The sequence below is a fragment of the Parazoarcus communis genome (assembly GCF_003111665.1).
Lineage (GTDB): Bacteria > Pseudomonadota > Gammaproteobacteria > Burkholderiales > Rhodocyclaceae > Parazoarcus > Parazoarcus communis_B.
Genome location: NZ_CP022188.1, coordinates 931569 through 952781, shown reverse-complemented (window position 1 = coordinate 952781; position 21213 = coordinate 931569). Strand labels below are relative to the sequence as shown.

22 protein-coding genes are annotated in these 21213 nt (G+C 62.2%); 8 read left to right on the top strand and 14 right to left on the bottom strand.

Going from position 1 to position 21213, the window contains the following annotated elements; all coding sequences use genetic code 11:
• Window positions 1-78: 78 nt before the first annotated feature.
• From CEW87_RS04425 to CEW87_RS04395, 7 genes are all read right to left on the bottom strand, one after another.
• The gene (locus CEW87_RS04425) at window positions 79-795 is read right to left on the bottom strand and encodes a type III pantothenate kinase (RefSeq protein ID WP_108971632.1); all 717 of its coding nucleotides are present in this window, start codon (window positions 793-795) and stop codon (window positions 79-81) included.
• Window positions 792-1622, bottom strand: coding sequence for a biotin--[acetyl-CoA-carboxylase] ligase (locus CEW87_RS04420; protein ID WP_108971631.1), 831 nt, complete (start codon window positions 1620-1622; stop codon window positions 792-794). The genes CEW87_RS04425 and CEW87_RS04420 overlap by 4 nt, the downstream gene beginning before the upstream one ends.
• Window positions 1623-1685: 63 nt before the next feature.
• Complete coding sequence (gene ntrC, locus CEW87_RS04415; protein WP_108971630.1) at window positions 1686-3113, bottom strand: nitrogen regulation protein NR(I); 1428 nt, start codon at window positions 3111-3113, stop codon at window positions 1686-1688.
• A 40-nt stretch (window positions 3114-3153) separates the two neighbouring features.
• Window positions 3154-4221 (bottom strand): nitrogen regulation protein NR(II), encoded by a 1068-nt coding sequence (gene glnL / locus CEW87_RS04410; protein ID WP_108971629.1) that lies wholly within the window; start codon window positions 4219-4221, stop codon window positions 3154-3156.
• 53 nt (window positions 4222-4274) lie between these two features.
• A complete protein-coding gene (locus CEW87_RS04405; RefSeq protein ID WP_420094129.1) occupies window positions 4275-4784 on the bottom strand; it encodes a DUF4124 domain-containing protein in 510 nt (169 codons plus the stop codon).
• A gap of 92 nt (window positions 4785-4876) precedes the next feature.
• Entirely contained in the window at window positions 4877-6286 is a 1410-nt protein-coding gene (gene glnA, locus CEW87_RS04400) for a type I glutamate--ammonia ligase (RefSeq protein WP_108971627.1), read from the bottom strand.
• Between the two features lie 192 nt (window positions 6287-6478).
• Window positions 6479-7666: a cation diffusion facilitator family transporter gene (locus tag CEW87_RS04395; protein ID WP_108971626.1), complete on the bottom strand. Its 1188-nt coding sequence runs from the start codon at window positions 7664-7666 to the stop codon at window positions 6479-6481.
• Between the two features lie 58 nt (window positions 7667-7724).
• Here CEW87_RS04395 and CEW87_RS04390 point away from each other — a divergent pair, with 58 nt between their 5' ends.
• The 4 genes from CEW87_RS04390 (at window position 7725) to clsB (ending at window position 11302) form a co-directional block, all read left to right on the top strand.
• Window positions 7725-8177 (top strand): rhodanese-like domain-containing protein, encoded by a 453-nt coding sequence (locus tag CEW87_RS04390; protein ID WP_108971625.1) that lies wholly within the window; start codon window positions 7725-7727, stop codon window positions 8175-8177.
• Window positions 8178-8265: 88 nt separating this feature from the next.
• Window positions 8266-9366 carry a quinolinate synthase NadA gene (nadA, locus tag CEW87_RS04385; RefSeq protein WP_108971624.1) on the top strand — a complete coding sequence of 367 codons (1101 nt, stop codon included), beginning with the start codon at window positions 8266-8268 and terminating at the stop codon, window positions 9364-9366.
• A 32-nt stretch (window positions 9367-9398) separates the two neighbouring features.
• Window positions 9399-10148: an endonuclease/exonuclease/phosphatase family protein gene (locus tag CEW87_RS04380; RefSeq protein ID WP_108971623.1), complete on the top strand. Its 750-nt coding sequence runs from the start codon at window positions 9399-9401 to the stop codon at window positions 10146-10148.
• On the top strand, window positions 10145-11302 hold the full coding sequence (gene clsB / locus CEW87_RS04375) for a cardiolipin synthase ClsB (RefSeq protein ID WP_108971622.1): 1158 nt from the start codon (window positions 10145-10147) through the stop codon (window positions 11300-11302). The genes CEW87_RS04380 and clsB overlap by 4 nt, the downstream gene beginning before the upstream one ends.
• Window positions 11303-11512: 210 nt before the next feature.
• On the opposite strand, the gene CEW87_RS04370 is transcribed toward clsB, so the two are convergent.
• Window positions 11513-12604, bottom strand: coding sequence for an IS5 family transposase (locus CEW87_RS04370; RefSeq protein ID WP_108971474.1), 1092 nt, complete (start codon window positions 12602-12604; stop codon window positions 11513-11515).
• A 124-nt stretch (window positions 12605-12728) separates the two neighbouring features.
• On the opposite strand from CEW87_RS04370, the gene CEW87_RS04365 reads away from it, so the two are divergent.
• The gene (locus tag CEW87_RS04365) at window positions 12729-13184 is read left to right on the top strand and encodes a helix-turn-helix domain-containing protein (RefSeq protein WP_199917116.1); all 456 of its coding nucleotides are present in this window, start codon (window positions 12729-12731) and stop codon (window positions 13182-13184) included.
• Between the two features lie 202 nt (window positions 13185-13386).
• Here CEW87_RS04365 and CEW87_RS04360 read toward each other — a convergent pair whose 3' ends face one another.
• Window positions 13387-14472 (bottom strand): IS5 family transposase, encoded by a 1086-nt coding sequence (locus CEW87_RS04360; protein WP_075146924.1) that lies wholly within the window; start codon window positions 14470-14472, stop codon window positions 13387-13389.
• Between the two features lie 103 nt (window positions 14473-14575).
• Between CEW87_RS04360 and CEW87_RS04355 the strand changes: the two genes are divergently transcribed.
• On the top strand, window positions 14576-15043 hold the full coding sequence (locus CEW87_RS04355) for an AraC family transcriptional regulator (RefSeq protein WP_199917115.1): 468 nt from the start codon (window positions 14576-14578) through the stop codon (window positions 15041-15043).
• 161 nt (window positions 15044-15204) lie between these two features.
• Here CEW87_RS04355 and CEW87_RS04350 read toward each other — a convergent pair whose 3' ends face one another.
• From CEW87_RS04350 to CEW87_RS04330, 5 genes are all read right to left on the bottom strand, one after another.
• Window positions 15205-15618: a CoA-binding protein gene (locus CEW87_RS04350; protein ID WP_108971621.1), complete on the bottom strand. Its 414-nt coding sequence runs from the start codon at window positions 15616-15618 to the stop codon at window positions 15205-15207.
• A 13-nt stretch (window positions 15619-15631) separates the two neighbouring features.
• A complete protein-coding gene (gene gluQRS, locus CEW87_RS04345) occupies window positions 15632-16540 on the bottom strand; it encodes a tRNA glutamyl-Q(34) synthetase GluQRS (RefSeq protein ID WP_199917114.1) in 909 nt (302 codons plus the stop codon).
• Window positions 16537-18141, bottom strand: coding sequence for a Na/Pi cotransporter family protein (locus tag CEW87_RS04340; RefSeq protein ID WP_108971620.1), 1605 nt, complete (start codon window positions 18139-18141; stop codon window positions 16537-16539). The genes gluQRS and CEW87_RS04340 overlap by 4 nt, the downstream gene beginning before the upstream one ends.
• Before the next feature lie 233 nt (window positions 18142-18374).
• The gene (locus CEW87_RS04335; RefSeq protein WP_108971619.1) at window positions 18375-19196 is read right to left on the bottom strand and encodes a ferritin; all 822 of its coding nucleotides are present in this window, start codon (window positions 19194-19196) and stop codon (window positions 18375-18377) included.
• A gap of 204 nt (window positions 19197-19400) precedes the next feature.
• Entirely contained in the window at window positions 19401-20321 is a 921-nt protein-coding gene (locus tag CEW87_RS04330; RefSeq protein ID WP_108971618.1) for a MerR family transcriptional regulator, read from the bottom strand.
• An 82-nt stretch (window positions 20322-20403) separates the two neighbouring features.
• On the opposite strand from CEW87_RS04330, the gene CEW87_RS04325 reads away from it, so the two are divergent.
• Complete coding sequence (locus CEW87_RS04325) at window positions 20404-20634, top strand: hypothetical protein (RefSeq protein WP_159098081.1); 231 nt, start codon at window positions 20404-20406, stop codon at window positions 20632-20634.
• Between the two features lie 17 nt (window positions 20635-20651).
• Complete coding sequence (locus tag CEW87_RS04320; protein WP_234421663.1) at window positions 20652-21194, top strand: glutathione peroxidase; 543 nt, start codon at window positions 20652-20654, stop codon at window positions 21192-21194.
• Window positions 21195-21213 lie beyond the last annotated feature (19 nt).

Here is a 21213-nt window from a genome sequence, read left to right as displayed (position 1 = left end):
TACCCGATCAGGGGCAAGGTGAATAAGTCGGAAAAGGCTGTGGCGGGCACAGGGCGCTGACCCCACTCCCACCGCGTTTCATGCATCCTGGGCGATGCGGGCGAGGCCGTCGAGAACGAGATTGTCGACCCGCTGCACGGGCAGGGACAGCAGGCTGGAAAATGCGTCTGCCGCACCACCGCCGAGCAGGCAGCACGCGCCTGCAGACGATTCGATCTGGCGGAACATCCGCTCCACCGCGCCGGCCTGTGCCTGCAGGCAGCCGGAGAGGATGGCGTCCGCCGTGCTGCGCGGCGTGGGGCTGTATTGGCCGGTCAGCAGCGGCAACTGCGCAGTGTTCGAGGCCAGTGCGCGCTGCATCAGCTCGACACCGGGCAGGATCAGCCCGCCGAGAAAATCGCCCGCGGCATCGAGCAGATCGATGGTGGTCGCTGTGCCTGCCATCACCACGAGGCAGGCATGGGGGTGCTGCGAACGCGCACCGATCAATGCGGCCCAGCGGTCGGCACCGAGCTGCGCGGGCTGGCGGTAGAGATTGCGCACGCCGCAGCGTTCGGCGTCCGGGGTGATCCATTCCGGGGTCATGCCGCGCAGCGCCGCGAGCGTGCCGATCTGTCCGCCTACGCCGGGGCCGGCCACGTTGGCACCGATCATGCGACGGATGCCAGGGGTCTCCGCCAGGACGGCATCGAGAACCTCGAGCTGATCGTGCTCGCAGGCGCCCTCGACGGGCTTCGGCGTGCCTTGCAGGCGCCATTTGATCCGGGTGTTGCCGGCATCGATCAGCAGGATCATGTGTTTGGCCTCAGTGAGACTTCGCCCGACAGGATGCGCACCAGGCCGCTGTCGCCCTGGATCAGCAGTGCGCCGTCTTCGTCCACGCCGACACAGGTGCCGACGATGTCCTTGCCTTCGCCACTGATCCTGACCGGCAGGCTGGCAAAGGCGTTGTGTTGTTGCCAGGCGCCGCGCAGGGCATCGAAGCCTGCGACGGCGTAAGTCTGGAACAGGCCGTGGAGTTCGGCGAGGACCAGGCCAAGCAGGGCCTCGCGGCTGGGCGCATGCCCCAGCTCGTGGGTGAGATCGCTGACGCCGGCCTGCTCCGGGATGTGTACGCCGGCTGGCAGTCCGATATTGATGCCAATGCCGACCACGGCAGCCATCGTGCGGCCGCGACCGGGAATCAGCTCGACGAGTACGCCTGCCAGCTTGTGTCCGTGGACGAGGACATCATTTGGCCACTTCAACTGCACGCCCTCGACCCCAAGCTTCTCGAAGGTAAGCGCGAGCGCCAGGCCGACCACGAGCGACAGCCCGGCCGGCACGGGGGCGCCCGGCGTGAAGCGCCACAGGGAGGAAAAGGTCAGGCTGTGTCCGGGCCACGAGAGCCACTGCCGGCCACGTCTGCCGCGGCCGCCGGTCTGCGCGCTGGTGGCCAGCACGTGAATCCGCCCGTCGTCCGCCGGAGTGTGCGTCATCAGCTCGGTGTTGGTCGAGACGCAGGTCTCCAGCCAGCGCACGCTGAAATCGTGCGCGAGCGAACCCAGCGCAGCAGCAACGGCTGACACGTCTGGCGCGGTATTGTCAGGGAGAGAGCTCAAGCGGACCGTCCCGGGTGGCATTTGGCCCGGGATTATCCTTCATCTGGCGGTCATCTACGAGGCCTTCGCCTCTTCTGCGTCAGATCAGCTCTCGTGATCGCTGTCGCTGGGCGGCGAACGATCGTCATCCATGCCCAGTTCCTGAATCTTGCGGGTGATGGTATTGCGCCCGATGCCGAGCAACTGTGCGGCCTCGATACGGCGTCCGCCGGTGGCCGTCAGCGCGCGCCGGATGAGGGTGCGCTCGAACTCCTTGGTCAGTCGATCGAACACTTCGCCAGGTGCGGTCGAGATCAGGCGGTCGGCCTCCAGGCCGAGACCGTCGACCCAGTTGACCGGCGACTCCCGCATCGGCTGATCACGCATCTCCGGCGGCAGGTCTGCCACTTCGATGACCTGGCCGGGGGCCATCACGGTCAGCCAGTGACACAGATTCTCAAGCTGGCGCACGTTGCCGGGGAAAGGCATGGCCTGAAGGTACTTCTGTGCTGCATCCGAAATGCGCTTGCTCTCGACGCTCAGTTCCTGCGCGCTGCGAAGCAGGAAGTGACGAACCAGGATCGGGACATCCTCGCGCCGTTCGCGCAAGGGCGGCAGACGCAGGCGGATCACATTGAGGCGGTGGAACAGGTCTTCCCGGAACAGCCCCTGGCGCACGCGCTCTTCCAGGTCCTGGTGGGTAGCCGCGATCACGCGCACATTGGCGCGGATGGGCTGATGGCCGCCGACGCGGTAGAAGTTTCCGTCCGACAGCACCCGCAGCAGGCGGGTCTGGAGCTCGGGCGGCATGTCGCCGATCTCGTCGAGGAAGAGCGTGCCGTCGGCGGCCTGTTCGAAACGGCCGCGACGCTGCGTGGCGGCACCGGTGAAGGCGCCGCGCTCATGGCCGAACAGCTCGGATTCGAGCAGGTCGCGCGGAATGGCTGCCGTGTTGATCGCGATGAAGGGCGCATCCCGCCGCGGGCTGTGGCGATGCAGCGCGCGGGCAACGAGCTCCTTGCCGGTGCCGGACTCACCATTGATCATCACGGTCGCATGGGACTGGGACAAGCGGCCGATGGCCCGGAAGACTTCCTGCATCGAAGGCGCCTGGCCCAGGATCTCCGGCGCAACGGTGGTTTCCTCTTCTGCACCCTCCTGGTGCGGACTCTGCTCCAGCGCACGGCGGACGAGCGCAACAGCCTGGTCGACGTCGAAGGGCTTGGGGAGGTATTCGAAAGCGCCGCCCTGAAATGCCGATACGGCGCTTTCGAGGTCAGAGTACGCAGTCATGATGATCACCGGAACCTGAGGGAAGCGGGTCTTCACCCGCTGCAGCAGGGTCAGGCCCGATTCGCCAGGCATGCGGATATCGGACAGCATGACGTTGGGCGGCTGGCTGGATGATTCGAGCTCTTCCAGCGCCTCATTCGCGGACGCGAAGCTGCGGTGGTTGATCTCCTCGCGGCTGAGCGCCTTCTCCAGAACCCAGCGGATGGAGCGGTCGTCATCGATGATCCAGACAGTATTCATGGTGTATGCACTTTTTTGGTGCGGACGGCTGTGCGCATGCTCAGGCCCGCTCGGTAATCGGAATCAGAATGGTGAAGCAGGTGCGTCCCGGGTGACTGTCCACATCGATCATGCCCTGGTGCTGCTCCACGAAACTCTGTGCCAGTGACAGGCCCAGGCCGCTCCCGCCGTCTCGCCCCGATACCAGCGGATAGAAGATCTTGTCGCTGATCTCTTCCGGGATGCCGGGGCCGTTGTCCACCACTTGCAATTCCAGTGCCAGTTTGAAGCGACGCTTGGCAAGCGTCACCTGACGGGCCACCCGCGTGCGCAGGATGATCTCGCCGCAACCTTCGAGGGCTTGCGCCGCGTTGCGCGTGATGTTGAGAATGGCCTGGATCAGCTGCTCCCGGTCTGCGGTCAGTTCAGGCAGGCTGGTGTCGTAGTCGCGGCGGATGATCAGTTCTGGAAACTCGGCCAGGATGAGGCGGCGCACGCGTTCGAGCACGTCATGAATGTTGAGCTGCGCTGGGCGCATCATGCTGTGCGAGGTCAGCAGGCGATTCATCAGGTCCTGCAGGCGATCGGCCTCGGCGATGATCACTTCGGTGTATTCGCGCAGGAGCGGGTCTGCGAGTTCGCGCTCCAGCAACTGCGCAGAGCCACGAATGCCCCCCAGCGGGTTCTTGATCTCATGCGCAAGGTTCCGGATCAGCTCGCGGTTGGCCTGCTGCTGCTGCAGCAACTGCTCCTCGCGCGCAACGCGCAGTTGCGCGTCAATCGGGCGAAACTCCAGCAGCAAGCGTACCCCGGTCGCATCGATCGGGCTGACCGTGCAGTCGAGATGAATGACTTCGGTTTCGGAGCGCTGAATCTTCAGGTCCTGGCCGGTGTAGCTCCAGCTGGTACGCAATGCGTTCTGCAGCGCGGTGCCGAGTCCCGGAGGTTCGCCGAGCAGGCGCGACAAGGGCAGGCCGATCAGCTTGCGGCGGCTGATGGCAAAAAGGTTTTCGGCGCCGGGGTTGATGTAACGGACAATCAGCTTCTCATCGATCAGCACGACGGCTGAGGAGAGGAGTTCGAGCCCGGCGAAGGGGCCTGTGACCGGAGGATGCGGATGGTGTGCCATGGGTGGTTTCGGTTGTTTGCGATTTATTACGCAAGAACCACGCCAGGCCGTTGCTAACGGAGGCCGGAGAGCTCCCGGCGCAGCGCGTCCACATTGCGCTGGTGCAGTTCCGCCTTGTCCTTGAACGGTTGCAGACGGTCCAGCACTTTCTGGTAGTTGCGCTCGTTGCCGAGGCGGGTGGCCTCCTGCTCGGACAGCGCCTTGCGTGCTTCGGCCAGGGCCGCTTCTTCGGTGGCGAGTTCGGTTTCCAGCACTTTGCGACGGGCATCATCGCGCTCGCGCTGCGCATCGGGACTGACCTTGGGGAAGCTCGATGGCGTAGGTTGCGCTGTGGATGGCCGTGGTGCCGGGATGGAGGAGACCGACTGGTCGCCGTCCAGCTGACTGCATCCGCGGGCAAGGCTGCGATCGTTGGTGTAGGTGGTTCTGCCCTCGGCGTCGACGCACTTGTAAACCTGGGCATGTGCCAGCGGGGCGATGCAAAGAGCAAGGATCAGCGGCAGTGTTCGCATGGGTCTCTTGAAGTTGTCGAGATCATGGCTGCACAAGCGTTTGCGAGGCATGACCGGTCGGAAAGCAACCTTGTAGGAGATTAGACCCGATAAAAAAGGGACGGGCAATGCCCGTCCCTTTCGATGCCGTCGTAATCGGAGGATTACAGGCTGTAGTACATGTCGAATTCCACCGGGTGGGTGGTCACGCGCATGCGGTCGACTTCTTCCATCTTCAGTGCGATGTAGGCATCGATGAAGTCGTTGGAGAACACACCGCCACGGGTCAGGAACTCGCGGTCCTTGTCCAGGTACTCCAGCGCCTGCTCAAGGCTGGTGCACACGGTCGGGATCAGCGCGTCTTCTTCCGGCGGCAGATCGTACAGGTTCTTGTCAGCCGGATCGCCCGGGTGGATCTTGTTCTGGATGCCGTCCAGACCCGCCATCATCAGTGCCGAGAAGCACAGGTAGGGGTTGGCCAGGGGATCCGGGAAGCGCGCTTCGATACGACGACCCTTCGGGTTGGCGACGTAGGGGATACGGATCGAGGCGGAACGGTTGCGGGCGGAGTAAGCCAGCTTGGTCGGCGCTTCGTAGTGGGGAACCAGACGCTTGTACGAGTTGGTGCCCGGGTTGGTGATGGCGTTCAGCGCGCGAGCGTGCTTGATGATGCCGCCGATGTAGTACAGCGCGGTTTCCGACAGGCCGGCGTAGCCGTTGCCTGCGAACAGGTTCTGGCCGTCCTTCCAGATCGACTGGTGAACGTGCATGCCGGAGCCGTTGTCGCCAACGATGGGCTTGGGCATGAAGGTGGCGGTCTTGCCGTACTGGTGCGACACGTTGTGCACGATGTACTTCAGAACCTGGGTCCAGTCTGCACGCTTGGTCAGGGTGCTGAACTTGGTGCCGATTTCGCACTGGCCGGCGTTGGCCACTTCGTGGTGATGCACTTCAACCGGCACGCCAGCGGCTTCGAGTGCCAGGCACATTGCAGCGCGAATGTCGTTGAGGCTGTCGACCGGGGGAACCGGGAAGTAGCCGCCCTTGACGCGCGGACGGTGACCGGTGTTGCCGCCTTCGAACTTGTCAGCGGTGGACCAGGCTGCTTCTTCAGAGATGATCTTGCTGAAGACGCCGGACATGTCGACCGACCACTCGACTGCGTCGAAGATGAAGAATTCGGGTTCCGGGCCAAAGAAGGCGGTGTCGCCGATGCCGGTGCTCTTGAGGTAGGCCTCGGCGCGCTTGGCGATCGAGCGCGGGTCACGGTCGTAGCCCTTGCCGTCGGACGGTTCGATGACGTCGCAGGTCAGGACCAGGGTCGTTTCGTCGAAGAACGGGTCGATGTAGGCGGAGCTCGGTTCCGGCAACAGGATCATGTCGGAAGCCTGAATGCCCTTCCAGCCGGCGATCGAGGAGCCGTCGAACGGGTGACCATGCTCGAAGTGATCTTCCTCGAAGGCCGAAACCGGCAGGCCAACGTGTTGTTCCTTGCCGCGGGTATCGGTAAAGCGCAGGTCAATGAAGCGGACTTCATTTTCCTGAATCATTTTCATGACGTCTTGAGCGTTCATATTCACTCCTGGTGAGATGAGGCAAGTTATTCGAAAAGATCAGTCAGATAACGGCCAGACTTCCGTTGTCGCGGATTCTAGCAGTATCCGTGCCACCCAAATTCTGTCCTGCGAGCATTGTGCCACAAGGCCTTCTTGCCGATACAGGTCTGCTTTATGCACCAATGAGGTGCGTCAAAGAGGGTGCGTGCCTCAACGTGGTGCAATCTCAACAAAGAACGAGATCCGCCGATAGTGTGGATGTGCGCGCATCCAGGTTTCCGTGCGCCGTTTGAGTGCATCCATCGCGGCGGGGGCATCGTCTTCGGCAAAAAATGCGTCAACTTCGATGCGTTGCCCCAGGTAATGCACCTGAGTGCGCCGTGGTGCCGGCCCGTCCGTCCCGATCAGGGCTTGCAGGTCGGATGCGATGGTCCGGCGCTCGGGGAGGGTGCCCAGCGGTACGGACGGCACGGCATCGTCGTCTTCGGGGTCGATGTGCACCAGGACATCCTTGACTTCCGGATGTGCGGTGCGCACGGCGATGTAGACGCTGTCCGAGATGTGATGCCCTTCAGACACGGTGATGCGGGGATCGACCTGAACGTGGGCATCGCACAGCACGCGGTCGGCCATGCGCCGTGTGCGCAGTTCGTGCAGGCCGATCACGCCGGGTGTCGATACGATGGTCTGGCGCAGTCGCGCGACCTCCTCCTCCGGCAAACCGGTGTCGATGAGCTCACGAACAGCCTTCCAGCCCAGCTTCAGCCCCATGCGCATGATCAGGAAGCCGACGACTGCGGCGGCCAGTGGCTCGAGGAAGGGGTAGCCAGACAGGCTGCCACCGATTCCCACGGCAACCACCAGCGAGGATGCGGCGTCCGAGCGCGCGTGCCACGCATTCGCCTCCAGTATCGGGGCCTTGAGCCGACGGCTTGCAGCCAGGGTGTAGCGAAACAGGCCTTCCTTGGCGAAGAGGGTGATGACGGCCACGACCAGTGCGGCCGGATGCAGGGCGGGGAGGTCGTGCATGTTCTGCAGCCGCACGCCGGAGCTGAGGAGAAAACCGATGCCCACGGCGGTCAGCACGGCACCGAGCAGCAGCGACGTGATGGTTTCGATGCGGCCGTGGCCGTAAGGGTGGTCGTGATCGGCCGGGTCCGCGCCGTGCCGGCCTGCGAGCAGTACCAGCAGGTCGGTCACAAGATCGGAAAAGGTATGAGCGGCGTCAGCGACCAGGCTGAACGCGTTCGCAAACAGGCCGATGATGATCTGACTGACCGCAAGCACGGCATTGGTGACGATGGCGACCAGGGCGGTGCGCTGTATGCCGCGGCTGCGAAGGGTGGCACTGTCACCAGCCGTCGGCGGTGCGGAAACGGTGTGTTCTGAGGTGGGCATGTGGATGGCCGGAGGGGATGTATACTGCGTGTCTGACGAATTCTAGCCGGATGCTGCCATGGGAACCCTCTCTGCCTTGCTCGAGCTTGCTCATCAGCGGGCTGCTGACATGAATTTGCCCTATCAGGGGGCGTTGACGCCCGCTGAGGCACATCAGGTCTGGCAACTGGCCCCGGGCGCGAAGCTGGTCGATGTGCGCACCCGTGCCGAATGGGACTGGGTCGGCCGGGTGCCGGGCGCAGTCGAAATCGAATGGCTTGCCTACCCGGCGATGAAGCCCAATCCGGATTTTCTCGTGCAGCTGCGCCATCAGGTCGACCCCGAGGCCATGGTGCTGTTCATGTGCCGTTCCGGCGCCAGATCGGACGCTGCGGCCAAGGCTGCGATTTCGGGCGGTTTCAGCAATTGCTATAACGTACTCGAAGGGTTCGAGGGTGACAGGGATGCCGCCGGACATCGCAACCGTATCGGGGGCTGGCGCCATGCCGGCCTGCCCTGGCAACAGGGCTGACGTATTCATCCCCGGGCGTCTGCGGGCGCCGGGTATCCGTTTTTGTGTGACCGGTAAATCCCGGCATTTCTAAAGCGAGTTCTGTCTCATGCAAGTAGCCACCATCAGTTTTGACCGCTTCAACGCGCTCGCGGATGCCGAGGCGCAGGAGCGCATTCGTGCAGCACGCGCCCGCCTCGGCGACAAGGCGGTGTTGCTGTGTCACCACTATCAGCGCGCAGACGTTTATCAGTACGCCGACCTCACGGGTGATTCGCTCAAGCTGGCGCGACTCGCCTCGCAGACCGAGGCCGACTACATCGTGTTCTGCGGTGTGCACTTCATGGCAGAAGTGGCCGACATTCTCTCCAAGCCCAGCCAGATGGCCATCCTGCCTGACCTCGCCGCCGGCTGTTCGATGGCCGACATGGCCAGTCTGGCCAAGGTCGAGCGCTGCTGGCGCGAACTGACTGAGGTGCTGGACAAGCCCGACGAACACATCACGCCGGTGACCTACATCAACTCGGCTGCCGACCTGAAGGCCTTCTGCGGCGAACACGGCGGCATCGTATGCACGTCGACCAATGCGCCGACCATCCTCGACTGGGCGTTTTCGCGTCGCGAGAAGGTGCTGTTCTTCCCTGACCAGCACTTGGGGCGCTGGACCGGATTCAAGAAGGGCATTCCGCTCGACCAGATGGTGGTGTGGGACCCCGATCTCGAATACGGCGGCCTGACGCACGAGCAGATCCGCAAGGCCAAGGTGCTGCTGTGGAAGGGGCATTGCTCGGTGCACCAGATGTTCCAGCCGGCCCACATCGAGCGCTGGCGTGCAGCCAATCCGGACGGACTGGTGATCTCGCATCCGGAAAGCAGTCTCGAGGTGTGCCAGCAGTCCGATTACGTGGGTTCGACCGAGTACATCATCAACACCATTACGGCAGCGCCTGCCAACACGCGCTGGCTGGTGGGCACCGAGCTCAATCTGGTGAATCGCCTTGCCGAGGAGATGAAGCCGCAGGGTAAGAGCGTGCAGTTCATGGCACCCACGGTATGCATGTGCTCGACCATGCAGCGCATCGATCCGCAGCACTTGGCATGGACGCTGGAGAACCTTGCCGACGGCAATGTGGTGAACCGCATCCAGGTGCCCGCGCACGAGGCCGAGCTGGCACGGATCGCGCTCGACCGCATGCTGGCTGTTTCCTGATCACGGTGGCCTGAACCCGGAGCGTTGCGACCATGACGCTGCGCATCTGCACCTACAACATCCACAAGGGCTTCTCGCAGTTCAACCGCCGCATGGTGGTGCACGACCTGCGGGAACGCCTGCGCAGCCTCGACGTCGATCTGGTCTTCCTGCAGGAGGTGCAGGGGCTGCACGTCAATCATTCGGTGCGCCACGCTGACTGGCCGCAAAGGCCGCAGCACGAGTTCCTCGCCGAGGATGTGTGGTGCCAGACCGCTTATGGCGGCAACGCGGTGTACGACCACGGTCACCACGGCAACGCGATCCTGAGCCGTCACGCCATCCTCAGCAGCGATAATCAGGACGTCTCTGATCACCGCTTCGAGCGCAGGGGACTGCTGCATTGCGAGGTTTCCCTTCCTGGGCTGGATGTGCCCTTGCATTGCGTCTGCGTGCATCTGGGCCTGATGGCGGGTAGCCGGCGGCGGCAGATGGATGCGCTGGCCGAACGCATGGAGCGGCTTGTGCCCGATGGTGCGCCACTGATCATCGCCGGCGACTTCAATGACTGGCGCAATCGTGCCGACGATCTGCTGGGACGTCGGCTGGGGCTGGTCGAAGCCTTTGGGCGCGAGGGCGGGCGGCCACCGCGCAGCTTTCCGAGTGCGCTGCCCTTTTTCCGCCTCGACCGCATCTACGTGCGCGGATTCAACGTGAGCCGTGCCCTGGTGCATTTTGGCGAGCCGTGGTCGAAGATTTCCGATCACGCCGCGCTGACCGCAGATCTGGAGTTTGCGCGTTGACCGTCCTGGTTGGCGGCAATGCAATTGCCCTGCTGGAGAACGGCCTGCAGTACTTTCCCGCGCTCGAGGATGAGATCGAGGGTGCCAGGCGGGAAATCTTCTTTCAGACCTACATTTTCGATCCGGACGACACCGGGCGCCGTATTGCTGCTGCGCTGGTGCGCGCGGCTTCGCGCGGGGTGGCGGTGCATCTGCTGGTCGACGGATTCGGTGGTCGGGCTTTCGTCCGCGAGCTGATGTCCGATCTGGTGTCCTGCGGCGTGAAGGTGCTCATTTACCGCATGGAGCTGCGCGCGCTTTCACTGCGTCGCCACCGGCTGCGGCGCATGCACCGCAAGGTGGTGGTGGTCGATGGCAGGGTGGCTTTTGTCGGTGGGATCAACGTGGTTGACGATGTCAGCGGCGATGCTGTCCGGCCGCCGCGCTATGACTATGCGGTGCGGGTGGAGGGGCCGCTGCTGGGGCCGATCGTCGATTCGGTGCACCGTCTGTGGCGCATGCTGGCGTGGGCGAGCTTCCGGCGGCGGGTGCGCGTGCCGGTGCTGGCACCGGCGCGGGTGGAGGTGGCGGGCGATCTTCGCGCGGCATTTCTGATCCGCGACAATCTTCGCCACCGTCACGACATCGAAAACGCCTACCTCGACGCAATCGGGCGCGCGCGTGACGAAGTGGTGATTGCCAATGCCTATTTCTTCCCGGGGCGGCGTTTTCGCCAGGCGCTGGTGGAGGCGGCGGCGCGCGGCGTGAAGGTCACACTGCTGCTGCAGGGCCTGGCCGATCATCCGGTGCAGCAGTATGCGACGCGGGCCTTGTATCCGTTCTTTCTGGAGCGTGGCATCCGCCTGTTTGAATATCACCGCAGCGTGCTGCATGCAAAGGTGGCGGTGGTGGATGGTCGCTGGGTGACGGTGGGCTCGAGCAACATCGATGCCTTCAGCCTGCTGCTGGCGCGCGAGGCCAACGTCGTGGTGGAGGACACCGGCTTTGCCGCGACCCTGCGTGCCAGCCTGGACGCGGCGATGACGGATGGTGCACGCGAGTTGCGAGGTGCCGACTGGCGAAGCCTGCCGCGCTTTCGCCGGCTGCTCAGCTGGCTGGCGTATCAGGGGGTGCGGCTGGCGATTGGTATTGCGGGGTTTGGGGGAAAGCACTGACGCTACTTGGGTGAAGGCCGGCCCGGGGCCCGCGAAAGACGCTGATTCAGGCGTTAGCAGGATGATGCAAAAACCGGCGATTCCGCGTCAGCATTGAGGTTCAGGTCGAATTTCATCGTGACATCGTTTTCCGAAATAGCTTTCTCGCCACTTTCGAATAGCCTTCGTGGCCGCAACGGCGGCCGCGAAGGCTATTTTGTGCGCCTGCACTCATGCCTTTACCTCCGTAACGCTCAATTTCGCGATTCGGAGCAGGTTGTATGCAGCGCCGGAAATAAAGGCCGCCATCTGGGTCTTCGCCTGGCCGATGAAGCGGGTTTTTCTCAACCCGCCGACCGTTTTCAACCAGCCGAATATTTCCTCAACGCGCTTTCGCTTTCGCTGGCTGACCCGGTAGCCCTCGGTCCGGGTGGTTCGCCCATCCAGTCCAGGTGTCTTCCGACCCTTGATGCGTGCAATGTGCGGACGGATCTGATGCTCGCGCAGATGCTCGACGAACGCCTTCACGTGATAGCCCTTGTCCGCACCCAGTGTCTCGGGGTGAATGTGCCTGCGTCGCGCTCGCGTGAGCAACTGCCGGGCCGCACGGTGCTCGGCCTGAATCGATTCGGTGATGAGGATATCGACGCACAACCCGTTGCGATTTTCCATGAGCACATGTCCGCCGTAGCTGAGTTTGGCCGGCTGGCCGTTGCCCTTTCTCATGAGGCGGGACTCGGGGTCCGTTGTGCTTTGATGCGTGGCGTTCGAGCGCTTCTCGCCCTTGAAGTCGACCATCCCCGTGCCATCATCACCGTCATTGGGCGGGGTCCCGTCCTTGCGTTTGAAGCTCTTGAACGAGGCCCAGGCGTCGATCAGCGTGCCGTCTACCGTGAAATGGTCCGAGGACAGCAGATTCTGCTTCCGGGCCAGATTGACGACCTCGTCGAAGAAGCGTCGGGCTACGTCAGTGGCGACCAGGCGCTCACGCAGACGGCTGAAATTCGATTGGTCCAGCGTCGGACTCTCGAGATCCATGTCGAGGAACCAGCGGAACAGGATGTTGTAGTCGAGTTGTTCGCAGAACTGCCGGTCGGAGCGAACCGAATACAGCGCGATCAGCAATTGCGCCTTGAGCAGACGCTCTGGCGGAATCGACGGACGGCCGACCGACGAGTAAAGCGCATCCAATTCCGCGCAAATCAAACCAAGGGCTCGATCCGCCAAACGCTTCACCCGTCGCAGCGGATGATCGGCAGGCACACGCGATTCCGGCGAGAAATAATGGAACATCGAGGACTGGGGGTCGAGTTGGCCGCGCATCGTTGCAGTACAAGGAGTTTGGAGATGGTTCTATGACAAGCAGCTTGATGGATCGTTCACTGACTTTTGCATCACCCTGTTAGCTTCCTTTGAGTATCTTTGCAGTATTCCTAATTAGGTATCTATGAATAAAGAATACAAGAAGCGTATAGAAAGAGTAATTCAATACATTGAAGCGAATCTGGATAACAAAATTTCACTGGCTGAAGTGGCAAATGTAAGTCATTTTTCGGCATATCACTTTCACCGAATTTTTACAGCTATTGTAGGTGAGACGGTAAATGATTACATCGTGAGGCGAAGGCTTGAACGAGCAGTCAACTTATTAATCTTTAAAACTGAACTATCCGTTACTCAGGTCGCTTTAGATACCGGTTTTTCGTCAAGTGCCAATTTTTCAAAAGCAGTGAAGCTGCATTTTGGCTTTAGTCCGTCAGAAATACGTAATCCCGATAAGGTTAAGGATAGCAAGATTGGAAAAATATCCAGCAAGTATGGAAAAGATTTTAAACCCTCTGATTTGTATCCTTCTCGCGTCACAAATGAAGTGATGAATGTACTTAACTTAGCAGGGTGTTGAAAATCTCGGGTTCACCTTCGGTTTCCAGTCCCCTGGGAAAAATCGACTTTGAAAATCGCCCGCTTTCCCCGTGATCATGCCGATTCAAGCTGACTTTTCCGTCGATTGTGCTACCGCAAATCAGCAGCGCTCCTGTCGCCGCAAAGACATGGTTTTTCGACTACAACGTTTCCCATCCGCAGGGCGCCAGGGCGCCCGCGAATTACGGCGCCAGCAGATTGCCCAATCTCGTCAGGTTATAAGCCGAGAAATTGAGCAACGCATGCGCACGGATTCGATCCAGCCCACGCGCCATCGCATGGCGCAGCGTGCCGATATCCTTCGCCCAGCCAAAGGCCTCTTCGATCATCTTGCGTCGGCGCAGGCTGACCGCGTAACCGGGGGACGACTTCACCTCATTGGGCACGGCGCTGCCCTTGACCTTGGCCGCGACATGCGGGGCAATGCCCAGCGGCTCGAGCGCGGCGATGAACTCGGCGGTGTCGTACCCCCGGTCGGCCGCCAGCGTCGGCTTGTGCGCCGAATTGCCGGGCTTGATGCTGCGCCTGGCCATCACCAACGCCGCCTCACGCTCAGCGGTTCCGGTGGCGGTCGTAGTGTGGACATCGACGATCAGACCGTGACGATTCTCGGCCAACGCATGCGTGGTGTAGCTCAGGTACGCCACGCCGCCGCCCTTGCTGGCGAGCAGGGCCTGCGGGTCGGTGCGCGAGACGTGCGTCTTGTTCGAGCGCTTCTTGCCGCGAAAGTCCACCTCGGGGTTGCGTCCCTGATCCGGTCCGGGCGGCTCGTCGGAGCCGTCCCGGGCCATCATGCTCTTGTGCGAGGCCCACGCCCGCAACAGCGAGCCGTCGACACTGAAATGCTCGTCCGACACCAGCTCGGCCCATTCGGCGATCGCCACCACGCCACCGAAGAACTCGCGCATCACGCTCTCCTTGAGGAGCCGCTCGCGATTGGCGCTGAACGTCGAGTGATCCCAGACCGGCTCGTCCAGCGTCATGCCGACGAACCACCGGAACATCATGTTGAAATCGATATGCTCGACCAGCGCACGCTCCGAGCGAATCGAAAACAGACATTGCAACAGCGACGCCCGCAACAAGCGTTCCGGTGCAATCGACGGGCGGCCACCATCGGCATACAACGCATCGAATTGCGGCGACATCGTGCGCAGAACCATATCGGCCAGCGTTTTGATCCGGCGCAACGGATGATCCCGGTCAATGCGGTCTTCGATATTGACGTAGCTGAACAGGGCGTTCTGTTTATGGTCGATGCCGCGCATGAGAATAATCAGTTTCTTAATGCAGATGTAATTATATCAGCCTCACAACCCGCATGGATGCTGGAAAACCTATTAAATCAACATCCTGTTAGAGGATAAAAATATGAACATTGAAGTAAGAGAGCTTGATCGCCAGCGTGTATGCACTTTAGCGTCGCAGCGTGGCTATGAGCCTGAAGCAATATATGAGGCATGGGATAAGCTCATAGATTGGGCATCTAACAACGGGATAAAGCAAGATGAACAAAGGCGATTTGCTTTTGCTTTTGATAACCCAACAGTTACGCCGGTTGATAAATGTCGCTACACTGCTTCAGTTGTGATTGGTGAAAATATACAAGTTAAGCAACCATTTTCACTATCTGAAATACCAAAGGGTAAGTACGCTGTACTCTATTTTAAAGGTAGTCCGGAGGAAACAATTAAGGCTCAATTGAGTATCTACTCTGATTGGCTGCCTGATAGTGGATTTGAGCCAGATAATTTTCCGATGTTAGAGCGTTATCTGAACGATGCAAGAATTGATGGGCATGTAGAAATGGAAATTCACGTTAAACTGAAGGAAATATAGGCATTTGCGTGAAAAGCTAACAAGCATGTCAACTGGACAATTTTTTGCTACGCGCTTTTGTGAATTTCGCTGCGCTACATTGTTTCGCAAAAGCACTCCACAAAAAATTGCGCGGTTACATGGGCGGTAGCGAACATGATCATGAGTGCGGTGGCTTCGAATCATCCACCTGTCAGCAGGCGGCGGTGTTCGATCTTGGTGCAGCGATCCATGACCGTGCTCAGGCCGGCGGTTTCTGCCAGGGCGATGGCTTCGGGGGCAATGACGCCCAGTTGCAGCCAGACCGCACGGGCGCCGACTGCGACGGCATCTTCCACCACCGGCAAGACTTCCTCCGAACGTCGGAACACATCGACCAGGTCGATCTTCACCGGCACCTCGCGCAGGCTGGGGTAGCACTTCAGGCCCAGCACTTCGTCGCAGGCGGGGGTGACCGGGACGATCGTGTAGCCGTGATGCTGCAGGTAGAGGGCCACCTCGTGGCTGGCGCGCTCGGGTTTTGCCGAGATGCCGACCACGGCGATGGTCCGCGTCGATTCGAGCAGCTGTTTCACTTCGGTATCGGTGCCGAGCATGGGTCGATCCTTGTCAGAAGAGTGGGGCGATGGCTTGTCTCAGGCGCGGCACCTTGTCCAGCCGCCAGTGCGCGCGTGACCACGACCAGACCTCGTCCAGCGCAGCCTGCCCGAGTTCAGGTGGCGGATCCTGTCCGAGAAAGGCGAGGGCCGCGACCAGTGCAATGGAGGGTGGATGGTCCTCGATGGCGCGGGCAAGCGTCTGCTTCGACAGCTTCTCGCCTGCGTCATTGGTTGCGACCGGCAGATGGGCGTAGGCGGGTTGCGGTACGCCGAGAAGGTGTTGCAGGTGGGTCTGGCGTGCGCTGGAGTCGAGCAGGTCGGCGCCGCGCACGACATGCGTGATGCCGGCGGCGGCATCATCGACGACGACGGCAAGCTGGTAGGCAAACAGGCCGTCCGCGCGCAGCACGACATAATCGCCGACATCACGCGCGAGGTCCTCCTGCTGCGGGCCTTGCACCGCATCGTCGAAGCGGATCACGCCGTCGGCGCGTACACGCCAGGCGCGGGCGCTGCGTCCTGGCGGCAGTCCGTCGCGACAGGTTCCGGGGTAGCGCCGGGAACCGTCGCGGGCGAGCGCGGAGTCGGCCATTTCGCGACGGGTGCAGGCGCAGGGAAAAACGGCACTGCTGCGTTTGAGCTGTTCGAGCGCGGCGTGATAGGCGTCGGTGCGCCGGCTTTGCCAGACCACCTCACCATCCCACGCGAAGCCGAACCGTTCCAGTGTGGCCAGAATCGCGTCTGCTGCACCGGGGACGGTGCGCGGGGTGTCGACGTCCTCGATGCGCAGCAGCCACTTGCCGCCGTGGTGGCGGGCATCGAGACAGCTGCCGAGTGCGGCGACCAGCGAGCCGAAGTGGAGCGGACCGCTGGGCGAGGGCGCGAAGCGCCCGACATAGGCCGGAGTCATGCCGGTCATCGGTCGTTACCGTTCTCGTCGTCGCCGCGGTGTTCGAGGACAGGCTGGGGCAGGCCTTCTTCCAGGGCTGCCAGGGTCCGCGCGGACTTTGCGATCTGTTCGGTCGCACGCCTGAGCAGGCTCGCAAGGCGCAGCCAGTCCTGCATGCTGCGGATATCGAGGTGCGCATGCGCGCCGGCGACAAGCAGGGCCTCCTTGAGGGCGGCGTAACGGGTCTCGGCACTGCCGAGCAGTCTTTCGATGTCTTCGCTGTGGAAACCAGGCTTTCCCGGCATGCTGGCGTCGGCGAGTTCACTGGCGGCATCGCGAAAATGTGCAAACGCCTCGTCGATGCCATGTGCGGGCGGCAGACCCAGCGCTTCGCCGAGTTCCGCTGCCGAGCGCGCGGCATCCACCGCGCTTTCCTGGTACTGGAGCGCACGCAGATTGCGGGCGAGTGCTTCAGCGAGGGCCAGCGGAAGGCTCGTGGTCGTGACGCCGCGCGTGTAACTGCCGATGGCCGTGGTGAGTGCGACGAAGGCGTCGCCGTTACGCGAGACGAGTGGCGTGTCGGGTGGGCTGTGAATGACGGCACGCAGGCAGTTTCCGGCCAGCACATGGGTTCGTCCGAGTTCCATGCGCAGCGCCCGCAGCGCGAGGTCGGGCACGCTCACCGAGTTGGCGTCCAGGTGCTGGGGACGCGCGCTTTCCTCGTCGCTGCGCCGGAAGCGCGCCGACAGGAAGCTGAGCAGGAACTTCGCCGCCGGCACCATCAAGGCGACGCCGAGAAGGTTGAAGGTGGTGTGGAACATTGCAATCATCACAGCCGGGGTCGCCGGTTTCTCCAGCCACTCGCTGAGCACCCCGAGGAGGCCGATCAGCAGCGGCAGCAGCATGAGTGCGACCGCGCCGGTGACGAGGTTGAAGAACACATGGGCCGCGGCCAGACGGCGGGCGTTGGCAGTGGCGCCGATGGCCGACAGGATGGCGGTCGAGGTGGTGCCGATATTGGTGCCGATGACCATGGCGCAGGCGGCCTCGGTGCTCATCAGCCCGGTCTGTGCGGCGGTGATGATGATGGCGATGGCTGCGCCGGAGGCCTGCATCAGGATGGTGATGACGGTGCCGATGGCGACCAGCATGACCCATCCGGCGAGTCCGGGCATGATGAACTGCTGCAGGTCGATTCCGCTGCCGAATGCCGAAAACGTGTCCTTGAGCACGTCGATGCCGAGGAAGAGGACGCCGAATCCGGAAAGCGCCTGGCCAAGCGCCCGCGGGCGCATGCGACTCGTGGCCAGCATCAGGACCGCACCGATGCCGACAAAGGGCAGGGCAAAGGCGTCGATCTTGAAGCTGAACCCCAGCGCGGCGACCAGCCATGCGTTCATGGTGGTGCCCACGTTGGAGCCGAAAATGACCCACAAGGCATTCCTGAGCGACAGGAGACCGGCGTTGACGAAGCCGATGCCGGCCACGGTCACCGCACTCGAGGACTGGACCAGCGTGGTGATCAGCATGCCGGCGCAGAGGCCGCGCAGTGGCGTCGAGGTCCAGCGCTCGAGCATGTCTTCGAGGGCCCGGCCTGCGGCCAGCTTGAGGCCGTCGGTGAGCAAATGCATGCCGAGCAGGAACAGGCCTAGCCCGCCGATCAGGCCGCCGATGACTTCGAATGACGTGGGAGTGACAGTGGGCAGGACAGGTCTCCGTCAGCACAATGCGCAGGAGTGCATCATTGTGGGCGAGCACGGGGCGCGCGGGCAAGTCGGGGAGTTCCCCGGGGGCGTCTGTCCCTCCATCATTGGCGGGGGCGGTGGCGGGTATCGGGGGGCCGAAACCCGCGTGCGACCACCGCTCAGGCGAGCGACTTGCGGTAGCGATTGAGCTCACTGACGGTGTCGAACTTCTGTCCGAACAGGCTGGACAGGTTGCGCAGGATGCCGCCGACCACCCGCGCCTCGCAGTCACGGTCGAAGTCGATCTGCGTGTCGAGCCAGTGCTCCAGCCAGTCGGGGTCGGGTACGCGCGACTGCACGGTGTCGCGGGGGAAGAACTGCTGCGCCACGTGCAGGTTGGTGGGGTGCAGGGGGCGGGCGCTGCGCGAGGAGTTGGCCATCAGGACGCCGAGTTTGGCGAAGGCCCGCCGGGCTTCATCGCCGCTACGCTCAATGGCGCGCTTCATGTACTTCAGATAGGCCCCGCCGTGGCGCGCCTCATCGCGTGAGATGTGATCGTAAATGTTCTTGATGACCGGTTCTGTATGCCACTCGGCCGCCCGACGGTACCACTGGGTGAGGCGGACCTCGCCGCAGAAGTGCAGCATCAGCGTCTCGAGCGGCGGCGCGGGGTCGAACTCGAAACGTACGGCGTCGAGTTCGGCTTCGGTCGGCTGCAGGTCGGGGCGGAAGCGGCGCAGGTATTCCATCAGCACCAGTGAGTGCTTCTGCTCTTCGTAGAACCAGATCGACATGAAGGCAGCGAAGTCGGAGTCGGTGCTGTTGTCGCGCAGGAACATCTCGGTGGCGGGGAGCGCCGACCATTCGGTGATCGCATTCATCTTGATCGTCACCGCCTGTTCGTCCGTCAGCAGCGCGGGGTCGAAGTCGGACCAGGGTATGTCCTCAGCCATGTTCCAGCGCGCGGACTCGAGGGTGCGGAAGAGCTCTGGGTAAAGCATGTGGGTCGTCTCCCTTTGTTATGTGCAACGAATGCCTCTCCGATGCACAGTCTATAACGCGCCGCGTTTCAGTCCGAAGCGTTCTGCGTTGCGTCGCACGGGGCGCACTGTCGGCGGTCGGGAGGAGCGCGTCGTGCCACGTTTGCACGAATGTGCCTGGGGTGAGGGCGAAAGCCGCGCACGGGGCGGGCAATGGACCCGGATTCAGCCGGGATGGGCGGCGCGCCACTCGTGCAGTGCAGTCACGGTGTCGGTCAGGCCGTTGATCACCCGGATGCCTGGCAGACGGCGCTGCTTGCCCTTGACCGCTGCGCCACCTGCCCAGATCGTGATGTGCTCGGGGAGCGCAGCGCGAAGTTCGATCAGGCCTTCGATGGCCTGACGGGCCGGGTAGGCAATGCTGAAGGACAGGCCGACGATATCGAAATTGCCGCTGACCGCAGCGCCGCGAATGTCCGCCAGCGGCGTGCGGGTGCCGAGCGAGACGCAGGACGCGCCTTCCGGAACCAGCGTGGCCTCCGCCATCAGCAGGCCGAGGATGTGATGCTCGTCCGGGAAGGTCGTGAGCAGCACGCGCGGATGTCCGCCCGAAACTGCATTGGCGCCAATGGCGCTGCGGAGCACGTTCTGCACCTGCTCGGTATACAGATGTTCTTCCGGCACGTCGATCTCGCCCCGCATCCAGCCTTCGCCCACGGCTTCGTTGAGCGGAGAGATGGTTTCGAGGACGAAGCGCTGCAGGCCCTGTTTCATCAGTGCCTGATGCAGGCCCGACACCAGTTCGCTGCTGCGGTGCAGGCGCACGTACTGAAGCAACGCCTGCTCCCGCACCGCCTGTTCCGGCGAACTCGCCTTGTTTCGGTGCGCATCGAGCAATGCGCCGAGTTCCTCCGGCGTGGCGGAGATGATTCGAGACGGTCTGTGTCCAGTGTCGAGCAGGCGCCTGATCAGGCGCAGCTTGTCTACCTGGTGCTGCGGGTAGAGCCGTTCGCCATTGCTGTCCCGCTTGGGTGTGGGAAAGCCGTATCTGCGTTCCCAGACCCGCAGGGTGTCCTTGGAAAGTCCGGTATCGCGTTCGACCGCGGCGATGCTCAACTCGGTTTCGGTGTTCGGTGAGGTTTTCATTTTGTCGTGGACAAACCGTTGACAAGTTGTTTCGTTGAATCTATCTTAGGGTCATCGAACTCATTTGTCTAGGACAATGGCCATGAACAAGGAAGCGCAACACACGACGGGAAAACGACCGGCTCCTGTGCTGATTGCAGCTGCTGTCTTCGTTTCGTTCGGGGCATTTGCGGGCAGCACGGGTCTGGAGCGTGCTACTGCGCCAGAAACCTTGTCTACGCAGTCTGTCATGGACAAAAGGGCTGGAAACGATCTTGAGCTGATGATTTTCATCCATCGCTCCGATGCTGGTATCCAGGGCGTCGTCAAGTGATGACTGGCCGGTTGAAAATGCTCTTCGGAAGCATGCTGCTGACGGCCGTGATGCCGGCAATGGCAGCGCCGTCGGCATGTCCGGCTCTGCTCGACCATGCCTTTCCCCGACTGCAGGATGCGTCGCCGCAGTCGTTGTGTCAGTACGCAGGCAAGGTGTTGCTGGTCGTCAATACCGCGAGCTATTGCGGCTACACGAACCAGTACGACGGGCTGGAGCGTCTCAACCGGAAGTACGCGGCGCGCGGGCTGGTCGTAATTGGCTTCCCGTCCAACGATTTCAATCAGGAGCCGGGCGAGAACGCCGACATCGCGGATTTCTGCCGCACGACTTACGGCGTTCAGTTTCCGATGTTTGCCCGCAGCAAGGTGTCCGGACCGCAGGCCAACCCTTTTTACCTGAAGCTGGCCGATCTTTCCGGCGAGCGTCCGCGGTGGAATTTTCACAAGTATCTCGTCGACCGCAGCGGATCGCGGGTGAGCAGCTTTTCCACCCAGGTCAGCCCCGAGAGCCCGATTCTGGTCAGCGCGATCGAGCGTCTGCTCGACGCGCGGCCCTGATTCTTCATTGACTTCATTT